This is a genomic window from Nocardia sp. NBC_01730 (genome assembly GCF_035920445.1).
Classification (GTDB): domain Bacteria; phylum Actinomycetota; class Actinomycetes; order Mycobacteriales; family Mycobacteriaceae; genus Nocardia.
In genome coordinates this window covers 1,375,012-1,399,645 of the sequence record NZ_CP109162.1, presented here as the reverse complement: position 1 = coordinate 1,399,645, position 24,634 = coordinate 1,375,012, and the positions used below count along the sequence as shown (strand labels likewise).

At 62.6% G+C, this 24,634-nt stretch carries 24 protein-coding genes and 3 pseudogenes; 12 read left to right on the top strand and 15 right to left on the bottom strand.

Annotated elements, in window-relative coordinates:
- Positions 1-11: 11 nt before the first annotated feature.
- Together OHB12_RS05435 and OHB12_RS05430 are read right to left on the bottom strand one after the other, a co-directional pair.
- A complete protein-coding gene (locus OHB12_RS05435; protein WP_327116731.1) occupies positions 12-413 on the bottom strand; it encodes a cobalamin-dependent protein in 402 nt (133 codons plus the stop codon).
- A complete protein-coding gene (locus tag OHB12_RS05430) occupies positions 413-1,990 on the bottom strand; it encodes a methylmalonyl-CoA mutase family protein (RefSeq protein WP_327116729.1) in 1,578 nt (525 codons plus the stop codon). Before OHB12_RS05430 ends, OHB12_RS05435 begins: the two co-directional genes overlap by 1 nt.
- Positions 1,991-2,112: 122 nt before the next feature.
- Between OHB12_RS05430 and OHB12_RS05425 the strand changes: the two genes are divergently transcribed.
- Both OHB12_RS05425 and OHB12_RS05420 read left to right on the top strand, forming a co-directional pair.
- On the top strand, positions 2,113-2,517 hold the full coding sequence (locus tag OHB12_RS05425) for a carboxymuconolactone decarboxylase family protein (protein ID WP_327116727.1): 405 nt from the start codon (positions 2,113-2,115) through the stop codon (positions 2,515-2,517).
- A gap of 80 nt (positions 2,518-2,597) precedes the next feature.
- Entirely contained in the window at positions 2,598-3,413 is an 816-nt protein-coding gene (locus OHB12_RS05420) for an NAD(P)-dependent oxidoreductase (RefSeq protein WP_327116725.1), read from the top strand.
- Between the two features lie 45 nt (positions 3,414-3,458).
- Here OHB12_RS05420 and OHB12_RS05415 read toward each other — a convergent pair whose 3' ends face one another.
- The 3 genes from OHB12_RS05415 to OHB12_RS05405 all read right to left on the bottom strand — a co-directional run bounded on the left by OHB12_RS05415 (position 3,459) and on the right by OHB12_RS05405 (position 5,554).
- Positions 3,459-4,295, bottom strand: coding sequence for a mycofactocin-coupled SDR family oxidoreductase (locus OHB12_RS05415; RefSeq protein ID WP_327116723.1), 837 nt, complete (start codon positions 4,293-4,295; stop codon positions 3,459-3,461).
- A 25-nt stretch (positions 4,296-4,320) separates the two neighbouring features.
- Positions 4,321-4,980 carry an SRPBCC family protein gene (locus tag OHB12_RS05410; RefSeq protein WP_327116721.1) on the bottom strand — a complete coding sequence of 220 codons (660 nt, stop codon included), beginning with the start codon at positions 4,978-4,980 and terminating at the stop codon, positions 4,321-4,323.
- 211 nt (positions 4,981-5,191) lie between these two features.
- A complete protein-coding gene (locus OHB12_RS05405) occupies positions 5,192-5,554 on the bottom strand; it encodes a hypothetical protein (protein WP_327116719.1) in 363 nt (120 codons plus the stop codon).
- A 534-nt stretch (positions 5,555-6,088) separates the two neighbouring features.
- On the opposite strand from OHB12_RS05405, the gene OHB12_RS36130 reads away from it, so the two are divergent.
- Positions 6,089-7,000 carry an alpha/beta hydrolase gene (locus OHB12_RS36130; RefSeq protein WP_442799970.1) on the top strand — a complete coding sequence of 304 codons (912 nt, stop codon included), beginning with the start codon at positions 6,089-6,091 and terminating at the stop codon, positions 6,998-7,000.
- Between the two features lie 142 nt (positions 7,001-7,142).
- Here OHB12_RS36130 and OHB12_RS05395 read toward each other — a convergent pair whose 3' ends face one another.
- The 4 genes from OHB12_RS05395 to OHB12_RS05380 all read right to left on the bottom strand — a co-directional run bounded on the left by OHB12_RS05395 (position 7,143) and on the right by OHB12_RS05380 (position 9,946).
- Positions 7,143-7,331 (bottom strand): ferredoxin, encoded by a 189-nt coding sequence (locus OHB12_RS05395; RefSeq protein ID WP_327116715.1) that lies wholly within the window; start codon positions 7,329-7,331, stop codon positions 7,143-7,145.
- Between the two features lie 6 nt (positions 7,332-7,337).
- A complete protein-coding gene (locus tag OHB12_RS05390; protein WP_327116713.1) occupies positions 7,338-8,627 on the bottom strand; it encodes a cytochrome P450 in 1,290 nt (429 codons plus the stop codon).
- 198 nt (positions 8,628-8,825) lie between these two features.
- Positions 8,826-9,329 carry a hypothetical protein gene (locus OHB12_RS05385; protein WP_327116711.1) on the bottom strand — a complete coding sequence of 168 codons (504 nt, stop codon included), beginning with the start codon at positions 9,327-9,329 and terminating at the stop codon, positions 8,826-8,828.
- On the bottom strand, positions 9,326-9,946 hold the full coding sequence (locus OHB12_RS05380; protein ID WP_327116709.1) for a TetR/AcrR family transcriptional regulator: 621 nt from the start codon (positions 9,944-9,946) through the stop codon (positions 9,326-9,328). The genes OHB12_RS05385 and OHB12_RS05380 overlap by 4 nt, the downstream gene beginning before the upstream one ends.
- 71 nt (positions 9,947-10,017) lie before the next feature.
- Here OHB12_RS05380 and OHB12_RS05375 point away from each other — a divergent pair, with 71 nt between their 5' ends.
- The 3 genes and pseudogenes from OHB12_RS05375 to OHB12_RS05365 all read left to right on the top strand — a co-directional run bounded on the left by OHB12_RS05375 (position 10,018) and on the right by OHB12_RS05365 (position 14,029).
- Entirely contained in the window at positions 10,018-10,926 is a 909-nt protein-coding gene (locus tag OHB12_RS05375; RefSeq protein WP_327116707.1) for a TetR/AcrR family transcriptional regulator, read from the top strand.
- A 195-nt stretch (positions 10,927-11,121) separates the two neighbouring features.
- Positions 11,122-12,424: pseudogene (locus tag OHB12_RS05370) on the top strand (cytochrome P450).
- A gap of 150 nt (positions 12,425-12,574) precedes the next feature.
- Complete coding sequence (locus OHB12_RS05365) at positions 12,575-14,029, top strand: aldehyde dehydrogenase family protein (protein WP_327116705.1); 1,455 nt, start codon at positions 12,575-12,577, stop codon at positions 14,027-14,029.
- A gap of 64 nt (positions 14,030-14,093) precedes the next feature.
- Here OHB12_RS05365 and OHB12_RS05360 read toward each other — a convergent pair.
- Both OHB12_RS05360 and OHB12_RS05355 read right to left on the bottom strand, forming a co-directional pair.
- A pseudogene (locus tag OHB12_RS05360) lies at positions 14,094-14,428 on the bottom strand (FCD domain-containing protein); the annotation flags it as partial.
- A 351-nt stretch (positions 14,429-14,779) separates the two neighbouring features.
- Positions 14,780-15,157: a hypothetical protein gene (locus tag OHB12_RS05355; protein ID WP_327116703.1), complete on the bottom strand. Its 378-nt coding sequence runs from the start codon at positions 15,155-15,157 to the stop codon at positions 14,780-14,782.
- Here OHB12_RS05355 and OHB12_RS05350 point away from each other — a divergent pair.
- The 5 genes from OHB12_RS05350 to OHB12_RS05330 all read left to right on the top strand — a co-directional run bounded on the left by OHB12_RS05350 (position 15,099) and on the right by OHB12_RS05330 (position 18,400).
- Positions 15,099-15,809, top strand: coding sequence for a PAS domain S-box protein (locus OHB12_RS05350; protein ID WP_327120905.1), 711 nt, complete (start codon positions 15,099-15,101; stop codon positions 15,807-15,809). The two genes, OHB12_RS05355 and OHB12_RS05350, sit on opposite strands and share 59 nt — an antisense overlap.
- Positions 15,810-15,931: 122 nt before the next feature.
- The gene (locus OHB12_RS05345) at positions 15,932-16,645 is read left to right on the top strand and encodes a hypothetical protein (protein ID WP_327116701.1); all 714 of its coding nucleotides are present in this window, start codon (positions 15,932-15,934) and stop codon (positions 16,643-16,645) included.
- Positions 16,642-17,484, top strand: a complete 843-nt coding sequence (locus OHB12_RS05340; RefSeq protein WP_442799969.1) for a hypothetical protein — start codon at positions 16,642-16,644, stop codon at positions 17,482-17,484. Before OHB12_RS05345 ends, OHB12_RS05340 begins: the two co-directional genes overlap by 4 nt.
- Positions 17,481-18,107 (top strand): cytochrome c oxidase subunit 3, encoded by a 627-nt coding sequence (locus OHB12_RS05335; protein WP_442799968.1) that lies wholly within the window; start codon positions 17,481-17,483, stop codon positions 18,105-18,107. Before OHB12_RS05340 ends, OHB12_RS05335 begins: the two co-directional genes overlap by 4 nt.
- 2 nt (positions 18,108-18,109) lie before the next feature.
- The gene (locus tag OHB12_RS05330) at positions 18,110-18,400 is read left to right on the top strand and encodes a cytochrome C oxidase subunit IV family protein (protein WP_327116699.1); all 291 of its coding nucleotides are present in this window, start codon (positions 18,110-18,112) and stop codon (positions 18,398-18,400) included.
- Positions 18,401-18,864: 464 nt separating this feature from the next.
- On the opposite strand, the gene OHB12_RS05325 is transcribed toward OHB12_RS05330, so the two are convergent.
- Positions 18,865-19,647, bottom strand: a complete 783-nt coding sequence (locus OHB12_RS05325) for an SDR family oxidoreductase (RefSeq protein ID WP_327116697.1) — start codon at positions 19,645-19,647, stop codon at positions 18,865-18,867.
- 303 nt (positions 19,648-19,950) lie between these two features.
- Here OHB12_RS05325 and OHB12_RS05320 point away from each other — a divergent pair.
- Positions 19,951-21,123, top strand: a pseudogene (locus OHB12_RS05320) (IS3 family transposase).
- Here OHB12_RS05320 and OHB12_RS05315 read toward each other — a convergent pair.
- From OHB12_RS05315 to OHB12_RS05305, 3 genes are all read right to left on the bottom strand, one after another.
- Positions 21,055-21,777, bottom strand: a complete 723-nt coding sequence (locus OHB12_RS05315) for a hypothetical protein (RefSeq protein ID WP_327116695.1) — start codon at positions 21,775-21,777, stop codon at positions 21,055-21,057. The pseudogene OHB12_RS05320 and the gene OHB12_RS05315 overlap by 69 nt on opposite strands.
- A gap of 712 nt (positions 21,778-22,489) precedes the next feature.
- Positions 22,490-23,446: a DnaB-like helicase C-terminal domain-containing protein gene (locus OHB12_RS05310; protein WP_327116693.1), complete on the bottom strand. Its 957-nt coding sequence runs from the start codon at positions 23,444-23,446 to the stop codon at positions 22,490-22,492.
- Positions 23,447-23,552: 106 nt separating this feature from the next.
- The gene (locus OHB12_RS05305; RefSeq protein WP_442800074.1) at positions 23,553-24,266 is read right to left on the bottom strand and encodes an IS30 family transposase; all 714 of its coding nucleotides are present in this window, start codon (positions 24,264-24,266) and stop codon (positions 23,553-23,555) included.
- Positions 24,267-24,634: the final 368 nt, after the last annotated feature.

Sequence of the window (24,634 nt, the reverse complement as noted above, 5' to 3'; positions counted from 1 at the left end):
ACCGAATGAGTTCACGCTGGCGACTGTGTACTGGTGAGCGCCCGGATGTCGGTGACAAGAACCTCCAGTGAGGTGCCAGTCGGGAACACCGCCGCGGCGCCGACTTCCAGCAACCGCGCGACATCTGTCTGCGGGATCGTGCCGCCGACGATCACGGCGATATCGGCCGCATCGGCAGCCCGCAGGGCCTCGACGACCCGGGCGGTCAGAGCCACGTGCGCGCCCGAGAGGATGCTCAGCCCGACCACGGCGACATCCTCCTGCAGCGCGATCGACACGATGTCCTCGATGCGCTGGCGAATCCCGGTGTAGACGACTTCGAAACCGGCGTCACGCAACGCGCGGGCGACAATCTTGGCCCCCCGGTCATGGCCGTCGAGGCCGGGTTTCGCGACCAGAACCCGAGTTGCCATCAGAACACCACCGGCTGCTGGAACTCGCCCCAGACGTCTTTGAGTGCAGCGGTCATCTCCCCCACGGTGCAATAGGCGTTGGCGCAATCGATCAGATAGTGCATCAAATTCTCGTCTCCTTCCGCAGCCTTGGACAAAGCCGCAAGGCTGGCATCGACGGCCGCACAATCCCGTTCGGCCTTGACCCGTCGAAGCCGCTGCAGCTGCAGATCACGTCCTTCGGCGTCCAATTCGTAGGTCACGATCTCGGGCGCGGGCTCTTCGGAGACGAACTTGTTGACGCCCACAACAGGGCGCGTGCCCGCCTCGACGTCCTTGTGCAGTTGGTAGGCCTCGTCCGCGATCAGGCCTTGCAGGTAACCGTCCTCGATTGCGCGAACCATGCCGCCGTGGCGATCGAGGTCGTCCATGATCTCGATGATTCGCGCCTCGGTGGCATCGGTGAGCGCCTCCACGAAGTAGGAACCGCCGAGTGGGTCCGCGACACGGGTGACGCCGGTTTCATAGGCGAGGATCTGCTGAGTACGCAGCGCCAAAGTCGCCGACTCCTCGCTGGGCAGGGCAAACGGTTCATCCCACGCCGCGGTGAACATCGACTGCACCCCACCGAGAACCGATGCCATCGCTTCGTAGGCCACTCTGACCAGATTGTTCTGTGCCTGTGGCGCGTACAAGGAGGCACCGCCCGCGACACAGCCGAAGCGGAACATCGACGCCTTGTCGGCGGTCGACCCGTACCGCTCCCTCACGATGGTCGCCCAACGTCGGCGCCCCGCGCGGTACTTGGCAATCTCCTCGAAGAAGTCGCCATGGGTGTAAAAGAAGAAGGAGATCTGCGGAGCGAACTGATCTATGGTCATTCGCCCCCGCTCCACCACGGTGTCGCAGTAGGTCACCCCATCCGCGAGCGTGAACGACATCTCCTGCACCGCAGTGGCACCCGCGTCGCGGAAGTGTGCGCCCGCGACCGATATCGCGTTGAATTTCGGCACCTCGGCCGCGCAGAACTCGATGGTATCGGCGATCAGCCGCAGCGACGGCTCCGGCGGCCAGATCCAGGTACCGCGCGACGCGTACTCCTTGAGTATGTCGTTCTGAATTGTGCCCGTGAGCTTTTCGCGCGGCACGCCCTTCTTCTCGGCGGCTGCCACATAGAACGCCAACAGGATCGCGGCCGTGCCGTTGATCGTGAAGCTGGTGCTGATCTTGTCCAGTGGTATCTCATCGAACAGCACCTCGGCGTCGGCGAGGGTGTCCACGGCCACCCCGACTCGGCCGACCTCTTCGGTCACTTCCGGATCGTCGGAGTCGTAGCCGCATTGTGTCGGTAGATCAAGCGCGACCGACAGGCCGGTGCCGCCCTGACTCAGGAGGTAGCGATAGCGGCGGTTGGACTCCTCGGCGGTACCGAATCCGGAGTACTGGCGAAACGTCCACAGTCGCCCCCGGTAGCCGGTGGCGAAATTGCCGCGAGTGAATGGGAAGCCGCCGGGCGCCGGCGGATCGGCGCCTCGGTCCGCCGGTCCGTAGACCGGCTCGAGCGGTATACCGGACGAGGTCTGTACTGGGTCGTTCATCGCTGATTACGGTACTTGCAAAAAATGAGAATGCCAATACCATCGCTGGTGGGCGTCCGACCACGGCGTCCGTTAGCCACACCAACGTCGACGTTGTTCTCGACCGACCCGGAAGCAGGCAAATGCTGCCCTCACCTGACGATACGACTCGCCGCCAGCTCTATGAGGCAGGCCTGCAGGTCAGGGCAGCGGTCGTCGGTGAGGAATACGTGACCCGGGTGCTCGCCGATACGACGGAATTTTCCCGTCCCATGCAGGAGCTGGTCACCGAGTACTGCTGGGGCGCTGTGTGGACTCGACCGGGATTGTCGCCGCGCACCCGCTCCATGATCACCCTCGCGATGCTCACGGCGCTCAACCGGCCCACCGAATTCGGCACCCATGTCCGTGGTGCCCTCGCCAACGGAGTTTCTCCGGGCGCAATCCAGGAGGTGCTGCTCCACACCGCCGTCTATGCCGGTGTGCCCGCGGCAGTCGAATCGTTCCGGATCGCCGGCCAGATTCTGGCGGAACGCTCCGATGACTGACACCGTTCGTGTGGCGTTCCTCGGGCTGGGCGCCATGGGGCACGCGGATGTCCAAACGACTCATCGACGCAGGACGCAACGTGACCGGATTCGATCCCGCTGAAGATGCCCGGCTGTCGCTCATCGCCGCAGGCGGTAATGCGGCGATGAGCGCACCGGCGGCCGTGACAGGCGCGGCGTTCGTTGTCTTGATGCTGCCGAATTCCGCAGTTGTCGAGGCGATATTGGGCGACGCAGCCGTGCTCGACGCCCTGCGCCCCGGCTCGATCGTCGTCGACATGAGTTCTTCCGAGCCGCTCTCGACGCAGCGGCTGACCTACGCGCTTGCCAAACGGCGGATCACGCTGATCGACGCGCCCGTATCCGGCGGGGTCGACGGCGCCGAGTCGGGGACGCTCACGATCATGGCCGGCGGCACCGCGACCGCCGTGGCAAGGATCAGCACTTTGCTGGCGCCACTCGGCCAACTGCACCATGTGGGCAATACCGGCGCCGGGCATGCGTTGAAAGCAATCAACAATCTGCTCGCCGCAGTGCATCTACTCGCGAGTGCGGAGGGAATCGCGGCCGGACGACGTTTCGGTCTCGACCCGGACCTTATGGTAATGATGATCAATATCTCGAGCGGCAGGAGCGCCTCGACCGAAGTCAAATTTCCGCGCTATATCCTGCCGGAGACGTACGATTCCGGCTTCGGTATGGCACTGATGCTCAAGGATATGCGTATCGCCACCAGTCTGGCCGACGCGCTCGGCGTCAGCACACCGCTCGGCGAACGCGCCGTCGAACTCTGGACCGAAGCCGACACCGCGCTCGGGCCTGGCGCGGACCAGACCGAGATCGCGCGCTGGGTCTTGCGCGACGAGAATATTTCCACCCGGCCGCACGCACGATGAGCGCATCCGGTGCATTTCAGCTCGGCACCGGATGCGCTCGATCACTCACTTGAGCATGCCGCCGGCATCGATCGGCAGTGCGACGCCCGTGATATAGCGCCCCTCATCAGAGGCCAAGAAGAGGGCGGCGTTCGTGACGTCCTCGGCCTCCACCCACGGGATGGGCAGCACGTGCATGAACTGGGAGACCGCCTTGAAGTCGTCCACCGTGGGGTGCTCCAGATCAGGCCGAAACATCCGATACGTGCCCTCGTTCAACAACATCGGCGTCGCCACCTGAGTGGGGCAGAGTGCATTGACGCGAATATTCTTGTCCCCCAGCTCCATTGCCAAGGTACGCATGACACCGATGACACCGTGTTTGGCGCTGATGTAGTGCCCGATATTCGGACCGCCACGCAAACCGCCGACCGAACTGGTCAAGATGATCGACCCACCATTACCGGCGGCGATCATGTGCGGGACCGACACCCTGGTGGTGAGCCAGACACCGGTCAGGTTGACGTCGATCATGTCGCGCCAGGTCTTTTCGCTCATCTCGTCCATCCGGGCGCCATCGCTGGCGAGTCCGGCATTGGCCATGACGATGTCCAATCGGCCGAACTCTTTGACCCCTTCGCCCACCACGGCCTGCATGGCGTCGAAGTCACGCACATCCACCTCAGCGGCAACGATGCGCCCGCCGAGGGCCTTCACCTGATCTACGGTTTCGGCCAGGTCGTCGGGCGTCGACATCGCGATATTGACGCCGTCGAGCTGCTTACAGACGTCGACTGCGATGATCGCGGCGCCTTCCTGCGCCAGTCGCAGCGCGTGACTGCGGCCCTGGCCACGGGCGGCGCCGGTAATGAAGGCAACCTTGCCTTCGACTCTTCCTGTCATCTGATGACTCGCTTCCTGATTGTTATTAGATGGACGACTTCGGTCGACGTCGCACGAGCTGCAGCACGATCAGCAGCGTCACTGTGACGGCAACCGGAGCAAGCCGTTTGACTACGCGGGCGCCGACAGTGGCGTTCAGCAAGCTGACCGGCTCCGTCGGGCGGTCCGACTTCGGTGCCGCACCGTCGGCGATCCAGTGCGGAAGTTCGGTATGCATCAATGACTCCAGGTCGACCGGCGCCAAGGCAACGAGCTCCTCGGCGAGGTTTGCGGCGAAATGGGCGATGAGGGTTTCGGTGACGGCGGCAATCACGTCGCCGCTGTACTCGGCTGGCTTATCCGTCGTGACCAGCTCCGTTTCGACGAAAACGGTGGTCGATTCGTTGCCGGATTCGATGAGGCGACAGGTGATCAAGGCCTTCGCGGTGCCGTTGTTACGAGCCCGGCCTTCACCTTCCGGTACCGCGACCCGCGCCAACTCGTTCCGGGAAAGGATTTTGAGGACGCCGTGGTAAGTCAGACCGGCCGGGCCGAGTTTGACCTTGATCTTGCCCTTGCAACCACTCTCATCCCCACCGATGAGCACCACGCCCGGGACATGTGGCGCCATCCGCTCGAGATCCAGCAGCACCCGCCAAGCGTCGACAGCCGGAACGGGAATGCTGAATCTGTTCTCGAGATTCATGCGAAGTCCTTCGTCGCCAGTAGTGCACCTTCCACCCAACAGATATGTCAACGACAGCAATGTAACTCTACATTATGGATAACGCCATTCTCGTAATGACGTTGGAATCCAGCCCGCCTCGTCAACGAGCACCGCTCCCGGCCAAGCGCAGGCTTGACCGGGAGCGGATTACCGAGCCGTCAGCACCGGGTTCGGCGTCGAGCTCGGAGTATCAGGCACAGTCCGCTTGCAGCGCGCGGATTGCGGAGATGATCCGCCCGGCATCGGATGCCGAAGTCGCGGTCTGCACGACGTTGATGTAGTTCGACAGATCCGCTTTCCCCTTCTCGGACTGGACGCTGGACAGCTTGGATTGCAACTCGCCGACGTACTGATCCCGGGCCGCTTGCCCCTCTTCCACGGGCAGCGCCTGCAACGGCGTGAGCCTGCCGACCGCCTGGGACCCGATCGGGCCGAGGATGGCGCAATCCGCCGCGAGAGCCGAATCGTCGGCAGTGGCGGTCGGTGCCGCAACACCGATCAGGGCGGTGGCGGCGGCCATTACGACGAGCCCGAGGGCGCTTCGTGTTTTCATCACTATCTCCATTGATTGTGCAACTCGGCCATCGCGCGCTTACCGAGTGACCAGCGACGATGGGCGGGTTTCTGATTCAGAGTCGATTGCCGAGACGTACGCCTCGACGGGCGAGGGAGAACGGTTCGTGAGTCTCTACTGGATTCTGGCAGCACCTCCGGAAATGTGAAGCGGCCGGATTTCGCTTCTACCGGCCGGGATCCGCCTGATTCGTCCAATTCGATGCAGTCGCTGGCGAGTAGGGCGAGTTCTCGCCCATCGCCCAGGCCAGTCGGCACCGGGTCACTGGGTGGCAACCATCTCAAGCCTTCCCGAAAATATCATTCTCCAAACAGAGAATCTTATGTTCGGCTGATATGGACTGTAGCAGCAAAGGAACGTCGCAGATACCCCAAACTTGCCCCGGTCGGCAAGCCATCCGTAACCTTGCGGACACATGTACACGAGAGTACGGTTCTCGAAAACAGAAGGTGAATTCTACCGCGCGCTTTCCTCCTCGGCACCGGCAAGCAACGGCGTCGCGGGGTAACGCCGATGTCGCCAACCGCCGAATACGCGCTGCAATGTCACACCTCCGCTGAGGACGGCCACATGAATACCACCGAACACGAGTCCTCCGCGCTGATCGATCATGGTCCGATTCGAGTCGTCGAAGACGCGGACGGCATCCCGATCTCCGGGTTGCTGGCCGCTGCCCAGAACCCCAAGGGAGTCATCGTCGCCTTGCACGGCGGCGCGACCACGTCGACATACTTCGACTGTCCCGGCCACCCGAAGCTGTCGTTGCTACGGACCGCCCCCACGCAAGGATTCACCGTGCTCGCCTTGGACCGCCCAGCCTACGGAAGCTCCGGCCAGTATTCGGACCTGCTCGCCGACCCCGGGCGACGGGTGGAACTCATGTACGCAGCCATTGACGAACATCTCGACGGCCATTCCCGGGGCGCAGGTATTTTTCTGATGGCCCATTCGGCAGGCTGCGGGTTAGCGCTCCGGATGGCGACCCAGAAGCGGGGCCGAGCACTGCTTGGCCTGGAACTCGCGGGCATCGGCCGGGAACACCAACCGGAGGCGCAGGACATCCTGTGGGGACTGCGACCCGAGGGGTCACGACGCACCGGCCTTGGTGAGCTGCTGTGGATCCGAACCGCTTGTATCCGCCCGAACTCGTCGGCGGCACGCCGATCGCATCATCCGGCCCCAAGGACGAGGCCGCCGTCACGGCGAACAGCTGGGCTGAGCACATCCTCCCCGCGCTCGCGCGCAGGGTGCGGGTGCCCGTGCACTTCTCTGTCGGCGATCACGAGCGCATATGGCGCAACGATCCTCAGGGGCTGGCCGAGGTCGTATCGCGCTTCACGGCCGCACCCCGTGCCGTGCTCAACCCACAGTTCGAAAGCGGGCACAATCTCAGCCTCGGCTACACGGCGACGGCATATCACTTGAAGGTGCTCTCGTTCGTGGAGGAATGTATCGCGACCCGAGCAAACGAGGAATAGCGCTCAGCCCGACCCTGATCGAAGTCATTGCGGGCCAGGCATTTTCACACGGCGTCGCCCTGGCGATATTCGTCCACAGTCCGGCCGGCCTAGCCGATAGTGATCGCGCGCTCGGGACAGCCATCCGCGGCGCTGCGCACCGCGTCTTCGAGTTCGGCAGGCACGTCCGACACGATCACCTCGGCATAGCCGTCATCAGTGAGCTCGAATACCTCCGGACACAGCGTCAAACACACCCCGTGCCCACGGCAGCTGTCGGAATCCACGGTGGCTTTCACAGCCAGTCACTCTCCGGTGCTGGTGAACTCGATATTCAGTGCGGTGAGGCCGCGCAGAATATAGGTCGGCAGATACTGGTAGTCGCGGGCGTCGACCGGCCCATGCATTCGATCGTTGATCCGGATATCGACGGTCCGGTCGAGCAGCCGTTCGATGGCGATTCGCGCTTCGGTCCGTGCCAGCGGCGCACCGGGGCAGGTATGTATTCCGCGCCCGAAGGCGATGTGCTGGCGAGCATTCGAACGGGCAGCGTCGAAGGTCGCGGGATCATCGAAACGCCGCGGGTCCCGGTTCGCGGCACCGTTCAGCACCATCACGGTGGTTCCGGCACCGATGTCGACTCCACCGACATTCGTCGGAACACGCGCCAGCCGGAAGTCACCCTTGACTGGACTCTCGGTGCGAAGCACCTCTTCGATGAAGTTGGTGACGCGGCCACGATCGCTACGCAGCGACTGCTGGATATCGGCTCGCTCAGCGATCAGCTTGAGCGCCGAACCGAGCAGGCGGACAGTGGTCTCCTGCCCCGCAGAGAAGAGATTGGTCGCGACCCGCACGATATCCAGTACGGTGGGCGTCGAGCCATCTGGAAACGCGATGGTAGCCATGCTCGTCAGCACGTCACTACGCGGCTGACGTCGGCGGTCCTCGATGTACTCCGAGAACTTCGCGTACAGGAATTCGATCGGATTGTGCCCCAGGGTGTCGCCTTCGGTATTGCCGATCCCGGCTCGCGCGGCCCGCGGCCCGCGCTGGAGGGCATCGAGAAACTCCTCCTGATCCGCGTCCGGCACCCCGAGCAGATCAGCTATCGCATACAGGGTGAACGGGCCCGCGAAGTCGGCGAGGACATCGCCCTCATCTTCCGCGAGGAAGTTGTCGAGGAGCCGATCCGCGATCGCCCACATGGACTCCTCGTTCTGCTTCAACCGCTTCGGGGTGATCAACCGCATCAGCAAAGCGCGGTGCGCGGTATGCACGGGCGGATCCAGCGTCGGGAGCTGATCGCTCATGGGAAGTTCGTCGCGGTGCCGCTCGATCAGCTCGGTCACGTCATCGCCCACGAGCGGGACCGGGAAGCCAGGAAACGGGCCGGTCACCGAGTTACACGAGGAGAAAACCGCGGGGTCGTTGAATACCTGCAGCGCTTCTTCGTATCCCGTCACCATCACGACATCGTGGTGACCTTCCCGCACCACGGGGCACTCAGCACGCAGGGCATCGAAATAGGGATATGGGTCTGCGACGAGCCGTTCGTCGGCAAAGAAGTTCAGCGCCTTGAATTCGCCCGTCACTGAGAGCTCCCTCCACTGTGCGAATAGCTTACTATCACTTTATGATAATACTATTCTTATACACGAATATAAGGATTTCACAACGGATGCTGCTACGTCAATAACGCTTTCGAGCCGCTACCCCACTCGCGCCCGCCGCCCTTCTCGGCCCAGGGCCGAGAAGGACCGCCAGCGGGGAAGCACACCGGGTGGCGAAGGTCAGGCAGGTATCAGATCAGTGGCAGGTGGCCGGGGAACCGACAACAGGCGACTGCGGAACACCTCGACGTCCGCCACCGAATCAACCGGCACCGCGGCGGCGGCGAGCGCCTGCGCCTTGAATGTCCTCGCCGCACTACTCAGCCGATGCTGCATAGATCCGATCCGGCAATTCAACTCAGTCGGGCAGACCTCGCCGAGCAGAGCAAACTCGGACACATCGCGTTCGAAGATGTCCAGCACGCCCCATCGGACCCGTTCATCCGACTCGTACAAATCCGCGGACACCGCGACAGTGTGTGGCATCGGATCGCGCGGCGAGGCCAGCGAGCCCTCCAAGTCGAGCACTGTTGCGCCGAGGATCTGCAGCGGCCGGACATCGGAGTGGTCAGCGACCAGGACCGTCACGTCCCATCCGGCCATCACCCGATCGAAAAGCCACCCCCCGGCGTATCGCACCACTTCGACCGCGCTTGGAGCGACGACCGACAGCCGGTACCTCAATATGTGCCTGCGAGCGTGAGCTCGCGAGAAAGTGACCGGCAGTACTCCCGGAACACTACGGCCAGCGGAATCGACGGGTCGAGTAGCCATGATGTTTCCATTCCATTGAGAAAGGCGATGATCTCCACCGCTTTGGCGGTGGGGTTGATGTCAGCGCGATACTTGCCCATACGTTGCCCACGCCGAATTCCCGCGGCGACGGTGTCGCGCGCGATTCGGTGCCTGCCGACCAAGCGGTCGCGCAGCGGATCGCCCGGCCCGAGGTTCTCAGTGAGCAGCACGATGTACATACCGATGAGTTCCGGAGAGCGGGTAAATCGATCAGCAACCCGTTCGATCTGCTCGATGATGTCGCCGGACAGATCCACATGCTTGGCATCATCGGCATCGCGAGCATCGAGGATGGAATGGAGCAGCTGCTCTTTGGACTCGAAGTGATGCAGCAGACCCGCTTGGCTCACCCCGGCCTCGGTGGCGATCAGCGCCAGTGACGTCGAGCGCCAGCCCTTACGCACGAGCAGGCGCTGCGCTACCGCGAGGATTTGCAGCTTCCGCTCCTCGCCCTTGGCAAGCAGAGTGTCATACCTGCGGGCTGCGGGCTGCCGTCGACTGGTCACCGAACTCCTTTGTCCAAACTTCCTTACTGAGTACACAGTAGGTTGGTTTTCACGATGTGACAAGGGTCTCATTGACATTTTCTCTGCCACCCCGGAGGGCGGCAGGTCACCCTGCGGATCAGGCTCGATCGGCAGGTAGCTTAAAGATTTCTCGCCGCGCCGAGCGGCGCTCCCGCCGCTATCAGGATGCTGACTACCCAACTGATGTCCGCTCCGACAAATTGGGGGCGGCCACCGCGACCGCACCGGTAGATGCATATCCAGCGGGGTGGCCTTCGATGAATAGCCACCCATTCGCTCAAGCTAGCCAATCGGCTAGTTTCGGCAAAACTGTAGCCGATCGGCTAGGGCGAGACAAGTGGGGCAAGCTGATCGGCTATCCTCGTCCCGTGAGCCCCCGCACGCGCGCGACCAGCAGCGCAACGAAGTCCGGGCGCTACAGCGCCACACAGGTCCGCACCATTACGGCGGCGCACACCTTGTTCGCCCGGCACGGCGTCGGCGGCACGTCGCTCCAGATGATTGCTCAAGCCCTCGGTGTCACGAAGGCAGCGGTCTACCACCAGTTCAAGTCGAAGGATGACATCGTTCTCGCGGTCGCCGAGTACGAATTGGCCAAGCTGGAAACCGCGGTCGATGCCGCCGAGGCCGAGAAATACGACCTCCAGGCGCGCGATGTGCTGCTCACTCAGGTGGTCGATCTCGCCGTCGAGCGACGACACATGGTCAGCACACTGCAAACCGATCCCGTCATGATCCGGCTCTTCGCACAGCACGAACCGTTCCAGCAACTGATGGAGCGGCTTTTCTCGGTCCTGGTCGGTACAAACGCCAGCGCCGAGGCTCGGGTGCCCGCAGCCATGCTGGCGGCCGCGATCGGGGGCGCCAGCATTCACCCCATAGTCATGGACCTCGATGACGACACGCTCCGGTACCACCTTCTCAACCTGGCGAGACGACTCACTCAGTCTCCGGATTGATGCCCTAGCGTCGCCGCACCCGTTCGACCTGACGAACCTGTCGCATGCCTGGGGTTGCGCTAGTCGATCGGCTAGCCTGTAACAATCCCCCGCCATGCAGTGGCCCACGGCGGGCGGAGGCGATGCGATGTGACCGACTCCGCCGTTTCGGTGGTCGGCGTGGAGCCGTACACCGCGCCAAGAGGGAGGCCTACCGTGCCGAGCTTCGAGGAAATCGACTTATTCACCGATCCGTCGTTGGTGGACGATCCGTATCCGTACTACGAACACCTGCGAGCGCAAGGCCCGGTTGCTCACCTGCCGCAACACGGCGTGGTCGCGGTGACCGGCTACGACGAGGCCGTCGAGGTATCGCAACCATGCCGTGTACTCCTCGATCAATTCCTTTCTCGGGCCGTTCCCGCCGCTGCCTTTCCAACCGGCAGGCGACGATATCGCCGAGCAGATCGAGCAGTACCGCGACCGGATACCGCTGCACGAGCACATGGTCACCATGGACCCGCCCCAGCACACGGCACAGCGAGCGCTGTTGCAGCGCCTACTTTCGCCGAAGCGGCTCAAGGAGAACGAGGAGTTCATGTGGCGGCTGGCGGATCGCCAGATGAGCGACTTCCACACCGCAGGACGACTCGAGTTGCTGTCGGACTACGCCAAGCCCTTCGCGCTCTTGGTAATCGCGGATCTGCTCGGGGTGCCCGAGGAAGACCACACCCTGTTCCGAGATCGTTTGGGGTCCAGCAAGACTCGCTCGCTCGACGCGGAAGAAGTAGTTGCTGCCAATCCGCTGGAATGGCTGGAGAGACAGTTCGGTGGCTATATCGAGGATCGGCGCCGTGCGCCGGGCAACGACGTCTTGACCGAGCTGGCAACCGCGCGCTTTCCCGACGGGTCACTGCCCGAGGTGGTGGATGTGGTGCGACTGGCCACCTTCCTGTTCGCCGCTGGGCAGGAGACCACTGCCCGCTTACTGAGCAGCGCCATGCTGGTCATCGCTGACCGGCCCGACATTCAGCGGCAACTGCGCGAAGACCGCACCCGTATCCCCGCCTTCATCGAGGAGACGCTCCGCTGGGAGAGTCCGGTCAAGGCCGACTTCAGGTTGGTGTGCACTACCACCGAGCTTGCTGATCTCCGGTTGTCCGCCGGTACCCCCGTCGCTATTTTGCCCGGCGCGGTCAACCGTGACCCTCGGCGTTTCGACTCCCCCGCAGAATTCCGCATCGGCCGCCCGAACGGCCGCAAACACATCGCGTTCGGCCGGGGCGTGCACTCCTGCCCGGGTGCGCCGCTAGCGCGGGTGGAGGCCCGAGTCAGCATCGAGCGATTCCTGGACCGGATGTCCGAGATCCACCTCGACGAGACCGAACACGGCTCGGTCGGCGCTCGGCGGTTCACCTGGGAACCCACCTACCTGTTGCGCGGAGTCGCCACTCTGCACCTGCGGCACACCCCCGCGCCGCCGCTAGCATGCGGCGGTGACGAACGAGGGGCGGGGTAAGGACTGCGGTAGCGTCAATCATGGAAGTCTCAATCTCCCAGTTGAGAATGTGACTCTTGACCGCATAACAGCCAGGGTGCTTACTAGTGCCTAGCACTCGCTAAGCAGGTGCCCAGCACTCGACCTCGGCAACGAGGAAGGAAAACCACGATGACAGTGCAGTCGATACTGGACGAAATTCAGAAGCGCCCTGGTACGGGCGAGGTCATTCCGATCATTGATCCGGTGACCGAAGAGCAGATCACCGAGTTCACCGACTGCGGGGAAGAAGCGGTCAACGAGGCCGTTGCGCGGGCGCGAGCCGCCTTCGAGTCAGGCGTCTGGCGCGGCTTGCCCGGCCGCGAGCGGGCGAAGATCATGTGGCGCATCGCCGATTTGATGGATGATCACGTCGACGAACTCGCCGAACTCGATTCGCTCAATACCGGCATGCCATTGGCCCAGGCCAAGATGATCGTGCCCACCTGCGCCGAATTCTTCCGCTACTACGCCGGATGGTGCACCAAGGTCAACGGCACGGCGCACGAAGTTCAAATGACCGGCGGTGTTTCGGGCGCTTACGCGGACATGCACGCCTACACCCTCAAGGAGCCCTATGGCGTGGTGGGACTGATCTTCCCGTGGAACGGCCCGGTCTTCAACGCGTGCGCCAAGCTCGCGCCTGCCTTGGCCGCGGGCTGTAGCACAGTCGTCAAGCCTGCCGAGGAAACGCCACTCTCGGCCCTGTTGCTGGACCGGCTCATCACCGAAGCCGGCGTCCCCGACGGTGTCGTCAATCTCCTGACCGGCTACGGACACACCGCAGGAGCCGCGCTCACCGGGCATCCCGACGTGGACAAGATCGCCTTCACCGGATCGACCGAAGTCGGCAAGCAGATCGTGCAGGCCTCCGCAGGGAATCTCAAGAAGGTGATGCTCGAACTCGGCGGGAAGTCGCCAGTGCTGATCTTCGACGACGCCGATCTGAACATGGCCATTCTGATGGCGTCGATGGGCATCTTCGTGCACTCAGGCCAGGGCTGCGTCTGCGGTTCGCGCATCTTTGTTCAGCGCGGCGTCTATGACCAGGTCACCGAAGGCATTGCCACAGTGGCGAATTCGCTGAAGCTGGGTGGCCCGAAGGAGGAGGGGAGCAATATCGGACCGCTGATCAGCCAGAAGCAGCTCACCCGCGTCATGGGCTTCATCGACGAGGGCAAGGACAGCGGTGTCGAGGTCGTGACCGGAGGGCACCGGCTCGACCGGCGCGGATACTTCATCCATCCGACTGTGCTCACCAACGTCGATCCCGGCATGCGGCTGTATCAGCAGGAGATCTTCGGCCCCGTCGTGACGATCATGCCGTTCGATGACGACGACGAGGCCGTGGCCATGGCGAACGATACGACCTACGGGCTCGCCGCCACCGCCTGGACGAGCAATCTCGGCCGTGCCCATCGCATCGCGAAGCGACTGCAGGCGGGAACGGTATCGCTGAACTGCCAGCTGGTCTTCGATCACGCCGTCCCCTTCGGTGGCTACAAGCAGTCCGGCTGGGGTCACGAATTCGGCCGAGAGGGAATCGAGGCGTACATGCAGACCAAGTCCGTCTGGGCACAGTTGTAGAACGTTGCCAACGGTCCGCCCACTCGCCCGTCGATCGGCGAGCGGGTCGGACCGCAGCCCTTCATCAGTCCAGTGTCGAGGCCGGCGCCGCGGCCCGGCGATCCAGCCAGTCCGCCAGCGAGCGGCCGGCATCGAGCACATGCCGTTCGGCGATGTCGCGAGCGCGGGCCGGACCGCGCGCTTCGAGCGCGTCCAGGAGTTCGTCGTGGTCGTGCAGCGAATGCTGCTCGTGTTCAGGGAAGACCCCCAGGAAGTTCGAGGGCACTACCCGGGCCGCCTGTTTGATCTGGGTCAGCAGACGCGGCGAATGGGTGGCGGATGAATCGCCTGATGAAACCGCCAGTTCGCATCGCCGATACTGTCCAGGCCAGACCTGGAGGCGACCTCGGCGGCCAGCTCACCACCGCGACCGAGTGCAGCGGTGACCTGCGGACACCAACCGTGGCCAGCATTAGCAGGCCACCGCTAAGACTCCACACGGTCTCGTCGCGATGCACTTGCGACACGCTTCCGATAGCCGATCCGCTACCGAATGCTAGCCGATCGACTACCCTCAACGTGTTTAGCTGATCGTTAGCTCTGCACGGAATCTCGCCGAACCCCAAGACAGGCTTGTCGTGGATCGGCTACGCCAACCGGCACTCCGCCTGAGGCTACGAGCAAGGAATCGCGATGAACGAGCAACGACGTTGCATGCTGATCGCACAGTGGCAGCGCGCCCTGCCCTTCGCTGGATCCAGACTGCCTGAGTCAGCAACTCACCCGCTGTTGGGCTGTTTGATCGACGAGTTCGCCGCCGCGGTTGCCGCCGATCATCTCGACGACGAGATCGGCGTACGGATCGGCAACGCCTTGGCGGACAGTCTTCCGCTGGATGCCGCGATTCCCGTTGTCTCCGCACCAATCCTCGGCCATATCGCGGACAGTAGCATTCGATCCGACGCGGACCTCCGCGTGACCGCGTTGCTCGCCGCGGGGGACCGCGGCTATCACCAGCGGCTGCATCGAGCGATGGTCGCGAACAAGGCGAGCACCGCCGAACAGGACATCCGTCGCGCCGCCCAGGCCGATCGGTTCCAGCTCGTCTTCGACAGCGCCGCCGTGGCGATCGGCATCGCCGATATCCACGGCACTCTCATCGACGTCAACCCATGCCTGGCGGCAAATGATCGGCATCCCGGCCGAGATGCTGCGCGGGATCTCGGTGCACCATTTCGCCCACCCCGACGATGCCGACGGCATCCACACCCTTGTCTTCGACAAGCTGGTCGCGGCACAGGAAGGACCGCTCGAGTTCGAAGCCAGGGCGAGCGCTTCGGACGGCTCGTCGAAGTGGGCGGCCTTCACCGTCTCCTATGTGCGCGGACGGGACGCGGAGGCAGACTATCTGATGCCCGTCGGCGAGGACGTGACGGAACGCCATCTGTTGCAAGAAGAACTGCACCGACAGGCACGCCACGATCCGCTCACCGGCCTTCCCAACAGGCGACATCTGCTCGAACGGATGCGCGCGCTCGCCGCTACCGCCGCCGCGTTACTGACAGCCCTGGCCACGCCACACCTGTTGTCGTGGCGGGACAGTGGATCGCGATCTCGGTCAGCGTCGGCGCTGTTGCCGCCGCTCTTGCCCACACATCGGCCGAGGAGCTGCTCGATGCCGCGGACCGGCGCCTTTATCTCGCCAAGACCCATCGCCGCCGACGCCGGACTTTTCAACGCCTGCGGGACTGAGCGCGCCGTCGACCCGACAGGCAGCCGCGCGTCCATCCGGCACTGTTGACCGCAGGCTAGCCGATCGGCTAGCCTGCGATCGGAGGGGTTAGCTCGGCTACCTGGCGCGAATATCGGGCCGAATTGCAGGAGACGCCACGCAACGGTGTTTCCGCGTGAGGGATGGATGCGATGAGACGGACCGACGGTGAATTGATTCTGGTATGGACGTTGCCGGCGCTGGGAATCATATGGCTATCAGCGTTCTTCCTATTTCCCGGCTTCGCCCATCCGATGTCGCCGACTATGTCGACGCAAGAGGTCGCGGATTTCTATCGTGACCCGGAAAACCTCTCACGCATTCGTTACAGCATGATCGTGTTCAACTGGTTCTGCGTATGCTTCATTCCGATTCTGATGCTGCTGGTGACGCAGATCAGGAGAATGGGGCACCGCACGCCGATTTTCGCCTATTGTCTCGTAGCCTGCGCGGCGGGCGGTCCAACGATCTTCCTCATGGCCAACCTCTTCTGGCTGGTCGCCGCGTACAACCCGGAACGCAGCCCGGAGCTGACCCGACTGCTGAACGACCTGGCATGGATCACCTTCACTGCAGGAGTTCCCTATCTCATTGCGCAGAGCGCTATTGTCGCCCTGGCGATCTACGCCGACCGTTCGGCCAAACTAGTACTCCCTGTGTGGGTAGCGCATTTCAACCTGCTCGTCGCTGCCGCGTTGGTGCCTGCCGCGTTCACCGCGCTGGCCCACGAAGGACCGCTGGCCTGGGACGGCGTGCTGTCGTTCTGGCTCAAGAACATCGCTATCGGTGTGTGGATCGTGGTCATGGGAATTGTCGTTGCCCGGAACGTGCAACGCCAGCAGTCCGCTGAGCAGGTCCTCGCATGACCGGCACGGCGGCGCTGGAGTCGGCCGAACGACCCGAGCTACCGAGCGGCGCCGCGTACCAGCGATTCATCTGGCATTGCCGGCACAACCCCAAGCGTGATCTGTGGGCCGCCTGGTGGATGATGGTGGCCTTCTATCAGCTGTTCGGACTTGTCTTCTTCATAATCACGCGAAGCCAGCCACCGCCGCGCCCGGAGCGGAACCTCGCCGAGGTTGCGCAGTGGTTCGATGACAACCATTACGGCTTGCTGTACGGGTTTGCCGTCATGTTCGTGTTCACCGGCATGACCGCACCGATCAATGCACTCATCGCCTACTCGATCCGGCGGATGTCGGTCAGCCGGGCGTACGCTTATTCCTACCTGATTATCTACTCGCTGAGCGCCATTCCTGGCAGCATGCTGCTCTGCCTGGTGCTGACCGTCGGTGCGATGCGCCCCGACCGCGATCCTGAAGCGCTCCGATGGATTTACGACTTCGCGTTCTTGTCCTACGTCGGAACAATGGGCGTATTCCTTATCGGGTCGTTCGTGTGGATGGTTGCGATACTGATCGACAAGAACAACGTTTTCCCTAAATGGTTCGCCTATCTCAATCTGTGTAACGCGCTCACCGAGGTCGTCGTCTCGCCCGCGTGGATCTTCCATCGCGGTGTGTTCGCGTGGAACGGGCTGATCTCGTGGTGGATCGGCATGGCCGTGTTCGGCATCTACACCGCCGCCTGCATCACCCTGCTCAGGAAGATGATCCTGCGTGAGGATTTCGGCACAGGGCCGCTGCCAGATCTTCCACCGAGTAAACAATCCTCCGCACCGGCTTCGCTGGAGGTGGCACGATGACCGAGCTCGCTGATACCGGCGCGCGCCGGGAACACCACGACGAAAGTTCCACCGAGCAGCAGGCCGCGAAGTCGCCCGGTGTGATCCCAGGCCAGCCGGACATGTGGGCGTTCGTCTTATTCGAAACGCTGGTGTTCACGGCCTACTGGGTCGTCTATATGTACCAGCGCACCAAGAACCACGAACTCTACTTGCAATCGCAGGCACATCTGGACCTGCGGATCGGAATTTTCAATACGGTAGTCCTGCTGACCAGCTCCTGGATGGTGGCGCGCTGCGTTCAGTCGGCTCGCGCAGGCAGGTATCCCGCCGCCCTGAACTACGCGTTGCTCACCGGCGCCTTCGGATTCGTCTTCTTCGTCACGAAGATCTTCGAATGGGTGCAGGCGATTCGGTCCGGCTATACCTTCACCAGTAACGAATTCTTTATGCACTACTACTTCCTGACGGCGATCCATTGCCTGCATTTAACGATCGGATTCATCGTTATCGGCATTATCGTCTACCAGCTCAGAAGCCCGGCACGGCGCTCCCAGACGCTGGTGGAGACCGGAGCAACATACTGGCACACCGTCGATTTCCTCTGGGTACTGATCTTCGCATTGCTCTACGTGGTGAGGTAGCGATGAACGCCGATAGAAGAACGATGACCGCATGGATTGCGCTGTCTGGATTGACACTGATCTACATATGGATCGATCGATCGGTCGATCACGACGGCATGCTGCAGGCCAATAGGGTGGTGACGGCGAGCGCGATAGTTATCGCACTCGTCAAGGTTCGCATAATTTTCCGCGAGTTCATGGAAGTCAGACACGCCACCGCGCTGCTTCGCCGCCTCACCGATATCTGGCTCGTCATCGTGGCCGTCAGTCTGCTGAGCAGCTACCTGATCAGCGTTTGGATTTCGACCTGACGACGACGCGGAACCGCTGGCACCTGCTACATCGTATTTCGTTATGCCCCGTCGGGAATCGGTATCCCTGGCCCATTGCCTGGGCTGATCGGTTCGGGCATGGTCGATCTCCACCGTCCCGGCGGACATGATTGCCCACGCATAGCGATCGGTCATGCCACATCGTAGGCATGGCATGGCACCGCGTGACGCTTGCGGGAAGACGACGATCGCACGGCAGGTGGCCGACCTGACGGCAGCGGAGTTCACGGAACTGGAGCCGGTGCTCGCCGGTGGCGACCCTGGCCACGAACGCCGTGATCGCTTGGACCACAGAGTATTACGGGCTGGCCGTGGAGCAGATGCGCCGATCCGGGCGGCGTATCGACGACGTTGTGCACCAGGTGGCCCGTCGTGGCCGATACGCAATGTATGACGGTGAAACCGGCGGCGCCGCTCAGCATTTGCTCGTGCAGCGAGAAGTTCTAGACCGCGGTCCGCCCACCGTCGGCGGGCAGTATCGCGCCGTGGATGAAGCTGGCGTGGTCGCTGACGGGCAAGCCTATGGTCGCGGCGATTTCGGTGACGTCGGCGACGCGGCGTGCCGGGGCTCGAACGGCCAGCGCCTGCAATTGCTCGGTGCTGTAGTACGCCGCAGTACCTTCGGTAAGGATAGGGCCCGGAGCGATGGCGTTGACGCGGACCCCGTGCGGCCCGAGTTCGGCGCCCCAGGATTTGGTGAGCAGCTCCAGTGCGGCCTTGCTGGAAGCATAGACGGCCGCGCCGGGGCACCGAACGCGGCCCCAGTTCACCGCAGCCGCCGCCTGCGACCGGTGGAAACATGGGCAGAAAGGGCGGATCGTTGACGCGGCAGTCTCCCGGTATCCGGTGCTGGCTTCGGAGTCCGACGAGCCGGAGGTAGAGCGGGTCGATCTCTGCTGAGGTTCAGTGTCCGAGTCGGGATCAACTTCTTCGTGAATCGTCGGCCGAATCAGCTTGTAGGCGATGGCGACCCCACCGAGGCGCTCGGATTGAGCGTCCTCCTTGGAATCTGCTTGTGCGATCGGAACGGGTCGGCCAGCTACGTTGCAGGTGGGTTCGTGATTGGGCTGTACGCGGAAGTGCGGCATGACCTTCGTCGAACCCACTGCGACCGGGACCATCGAAGCTTTGCATCCGATGCACAGGAACGGGCCCTTGGCGCGGGTGTACGCGAGTTCAGTTGCGTCTACGGTCACCTTGCGGCCGATGTCTCGGGCTTGATCCATGACGTTCCTCCCACCCAGCCGGACCCATGTATCAGGTTCTGCATTATTCTGCCGCACAGAGGCGAGAAACTCTGTTGATCGGCCGCGACTCCCCGTACTCTGAACCTGCTGTATCCCAACAGTATTGATGTCACAGCGACCGCAACGGTAGCAACGGATTTGACCCATCCAAAATTTGCACCAAACATTCACAGTGATTGTCCATGATCGTCCGAGACTGAACGTGCATCGTCCGGTGAGGTGCCCGGAGGTTCGCGGACAGTGGCCCAAAGTAGGATTTGGGTGAACTGAACGGAGTTGTTTGTGGCACAGAAGAAGTCGCGGCATTTCACCCCGGAGTTCCGGGAGGCTGCGGCCAGGGAAGTGGTGGAGAGGTCTCGGGCGTTCGCTGATGTCGCTCGTGATTGCGGTGTGACGGGTCAGACGATCCGGAACTGGGTGAAGGAGTTCCAGGCCACGCATCCCGAGGCCGACGCGGAGTTGACGGTGCCCGAGCGAGTCCGGTTGAAGGAATTGGAGCGCCGCGTCCGGGAACTGGAGGAGGAGAACCGGTTCCTGGGAAAATCGGTGGCCTTCTTCGCGAAGAAGCACCGGTGAGTGTGAGATACGCGTTCATCGCCTCCGAAGAAGGCAATCATTCCGTCGTGAACATGTGCCGATGGGCGAAGGTGTCCCGGTCGGGGTACTACGCCTGGCGGGACCGTGAACCCTCGGCCACCGCGCAACGCCGCGAGATCCTCGAGGCAGAGGTCCGGTTCTGTTTCACCCATTCCGATGGCACCTACGGCTACCGGCGGGTGCACGCCCAACTACGCCGGTGGGGCACCACCGTGGACCCGGACACGGTTCGTAAGATCATGCGTGAGCTGGGCTTGGTGGCCTGTCAGCCGCGCCCGTTCCGGTCGTGACCACGATCGCCGGTGACGCCGCCGAGCTACCCGACCTGGTGGCCCGTGACTTCACCGCCACCGCGCCGGCCACCAAGCTGGTCGGCGATATCACCTATATCCGAACCTGGGAGGGATGGTTGTATTTGGCGACCGTGCTGGATTGTTTCTCGAAGAAGGTGATCGGGTACGCAATGGCCGACCATATGCGCACCGAGCTCGTCACCGACGCTCTGCGCATGGCCGCGGCCAACCTGGAATTCACCCCAGGAACCACGATCTTCCACAGCGATCGCGGCAGCAATACTTGTCTTCCGAATTCGCTACAGCGGCACGAGAACTCGGCGTCCTGAGGTCGGTAGGCCGCACAGGAATATGCTATGACAACGCCTGGGCGGAATCGTTCAACGGGACCCTGAAGAACGAGCGGGTCCACCGCACGCAATACCCCACCAGGGAGCATGCGCGAAGGGATATCACCCGCTATATTGAGTTGCGATACAACCAGATTCGGCTCCACTCAGCGATTGGCTATCGCACCCCGAATGAGGTAGAGTCCGAATGGATCGAGCAGAGTAAGGCAGCCTGAGAGACCAAAACTCACTGTCCGAAAACTTTCCAGCCCCTCAATCTGGGCCGACAGGAATGTCGCGGACAGAGATATCGCGCTTGCATGGGCGATGCCGGACAGTCCGCCATACACGCGCTTTCCCATCGACGGCGACAGAGCATCAACAAGCGCCGAATAGTTCGGAAAAGACACCTTCGGCAACTGTTGCCTACTGCGCCAGTCTTTGAATCCCTTTGCCAAGGCCACCAAATCGGGATCAGCTCCTGGCTTGCCTATCCCAAGATCTTGAAATCCCTCGTTGCATAGGTTGGCCAGCTTGGACAGGCGGATATCCGGCCCGTCTGCGGCATCGGAAATGTATCGGCATCGGCTTGCGTACTCCGCCGTGGAACGACCAAGGACCGCTGGCGAAACCACCATCGGTTCGTCGAGAGCCAACAGCTTGCCGATGGCATACACGAAGTCGCCCGCACCCACCAGATAGAACCGGGACAGCCGGTGCGATGTCAGCAGCGGATCCGGCATCTCCGTGCTACCACGCTTGGCGTCGAAGGAGCCGATGTCCGCAACAGTAGGTTCGCGGTACGGCAGGTAAGCCGTACGATTCATCACCTGAGCCGAGACATCGCACAGATTGCCCGCCTCGGCGAGTGGAGGCAGTTCGGATGACATGGGAGGCGACTCTACGGCGCAACTGAGGCATCCCGCTCACCAATTCCTACTCCGACCGACAACCAACAGCGGAACCACATTCGACGGAACAGCAACCTCCGGAGCAGGAGCCCTGCTGCCCGATCGGGTTCGGATGGAATTCACCGCCGACGAGGACGCGTTCATCGGCGACCGCCGGGGCGGGTTGTACTCGTTCCAGCCCGGCCAACGCACCGGCATCGGGCGGTGCCCCGATCACCGCAACAAAGTTGATGCCGCTGGCCGCCGGGGGCGGAAATCCCCCAGTGCCACTGAGCCTTCCGATCGACCGTGCGCTGTCATCAGCCGCCAGCCGCATTCGTTCGATGCCGCGTGTAGAGGGTTCACCGGTGTCCTAGAACTGAACTGTGACCTGCTCAGGTGCTCGAACACTCGGCGCCTGGTCGACCGCGAGGTCCGCGGCCGGGACGATGATGAAGACCACGCCCACGTCATCGAGCAACGCCGAGTGTGTGGCGCCTGAACTGATCGGCTGTCAGAACCCCGGTGCACTGTCGTCTGCTGCCGGACCACACGCCAGCGGCTCACATCGAAAACAGCCGAGTGATCACCGCGCCGAGCCTAACGTTGGTGTGGCTCCCCGTACACAGGGGCATCGGCGTATCCACGCTTCGAGTAGATGAGCGTGCATGGGGGGATCGTCCGTCACCCAACATCTTTCGGCTTTCAGCCTTTACTTCGCCTCAGCGTTTTTCGTCGAGGCAGGATCAGGGGCGAGGTCGACGAAGCGGCACAGATGCATCTGATGGGCAACCAGGATTGTTGCTGTCGGGCCACTTCGGTGTTTGGCAAGGATCAAGTCTGCCTCGCCACCGCGCGGATGATCGCGTTCCCACATGTCTGGGCGTTCGATCAGGATCACCAGATCAGCAATATGGGCGATTGTGCCCGAATCTCGCAGGTCTGACAGCGACGGCCGAGCTGGGATCGCCTGACGTGGACCGGGATTGTTGGTCAGGTGAGAGGTGACCACAATCGCGGTATCAGTGTCGAGAGCCAGCGTTTTCAAGCGGCGTATGATCTCGGCGACCTCACGTTCGCGATTTTCGTACGGCAGGTCGGTGCGGGCGGTGATCATGTTCAGTGGGTCGATCACCACGAGCTTGATTCCTTGGGATTCGACCAGTTCGGCAACCAGGGTGGTGAGCGCGACGATATCGCGGTCAGTCGGGCGATCGATGAAAACCGGCAGATCGCTGATCTCGCTCATCCGGCGAGCGAGTTTCGTCCAGTCCTCGTCTGACATCCGGCCAGAACGCAAGTCGCCGTGCTTGACCTTCGCCTCACTGGACAGCAGTCGAAGCATGAGCTGATCGCGGCGGCTGTCCAGCGTCAGGAATACGGCCGGGATCTTGTGCTTCACAGCGGCTGAGCGTGTGAAGTCCATGGCGAGAGTGCTCGAACCGGCGCCGGGATAGCCGCCGATCACGGTAAGCGAGCCTGGCATGAGACCGGTGGTGAGTTCGTCCAGGTTGCAAAACCCGGTAGGAATGTGCCCGATTCCTGCCCCGCCGTTGCTCGCGACGGCGTCGATATCGTCGATCGCACTCTGGAGCAAGTCCTCGAGCCGACTGGTCTCATCGACAGCATCTCGGTGGGAGGCGGTACTGGTCGCTGCTTTGTCGCTCATGCGCTAAGGGTAGGTACCGAGTCAAACCCGAAGCTGCCTTGCTGCATTCGGATCTCACGAGCACTCCGCGTCGATGGCGACCCAGTGTTCGGAAACGAAGGTGCGCTCAAAGGCTCAGTGCATCACCGCTGCTGAGATGGTCAGCGTAAACCTCTGCCGGACTGCGGTATCGGTGGATCTTGCGGGGCCGATGGTTGAGCTCGTCAGCGATGGCATCGAGGTCTGCCTGTCTGAACCGACGCAAGTCGGCGTTCTTGGGCAAATATTGGCGCAGCAGGTTGGTGTTCTCGTTGGTCCCACGCTGCCAAGGGCTTCGGGGCTTGCACAGATAGATCGGCATGTTCGTTGCCGCGGTGATGGCCTTATGGCCGACGATCTCCCGGCCTCGGTCCCAGGTCAAGGTGCGCCGCATCGGCGCTGGGAGCCCGATCAGGTGACGCGTTAGATACGGGGTGACCTGTTCTGCTTTGATTCCCTCGGGCAACGCAACCAGTGCCGTGAAACGGCTGGTCCGCTCGACCAACGTCGCAATAGCCGACGGCCGCGACCCCATGACCAGATCGCCTTCCCAATGCCCGGCGACCATACGGGTTTCGACCTCATCAGGACGTTCGCTGATCGGAACCAGATCCTTGATCACGCCTCGTCCATCAGGGCGGCGAGCTCGCTTGGGGTGACGCATCGCCCGGCCGGTGCGCAGCCGCCGGGTCAGCCCGCGGTCGATCGCCTTGCGGCGCTGCGGGTCGAACAACGACAAGTAAATCGTCGACACGCTGGCCCAGACGTCGGCGCACAACCCGATCGAGATGCCGGAGTTGATCCGCTCGGGGCCGCCGCGCGGCCGTTGACCGACACACGCGGAACCGGCCAAACAGAATCCAGAACCAAAACGGGGGGTAAACGCGGGGCCAGACACAAAAAGCAGGTCAGGCCCGGTATAAGACCGGGCCTGACCTGCGATTACTGTGGAGCTAAGGGGACTCGAACCCCACACTCCGCCTCGCAAAAAGACCTGGTCAGCGACTTGGCGTTGCCCTTCTTCTGCTGTTCAACTGCCAATTCACGACACGTCATTGCGTTTCATGACACAACGTAGCGACTTGCTGGTGACGCGGTCAACACCCCAGGTCAACACCGCCTGCTGACTTCGGACGACGATCGAGTCCCCACGCGACTGGTGACGGCGTC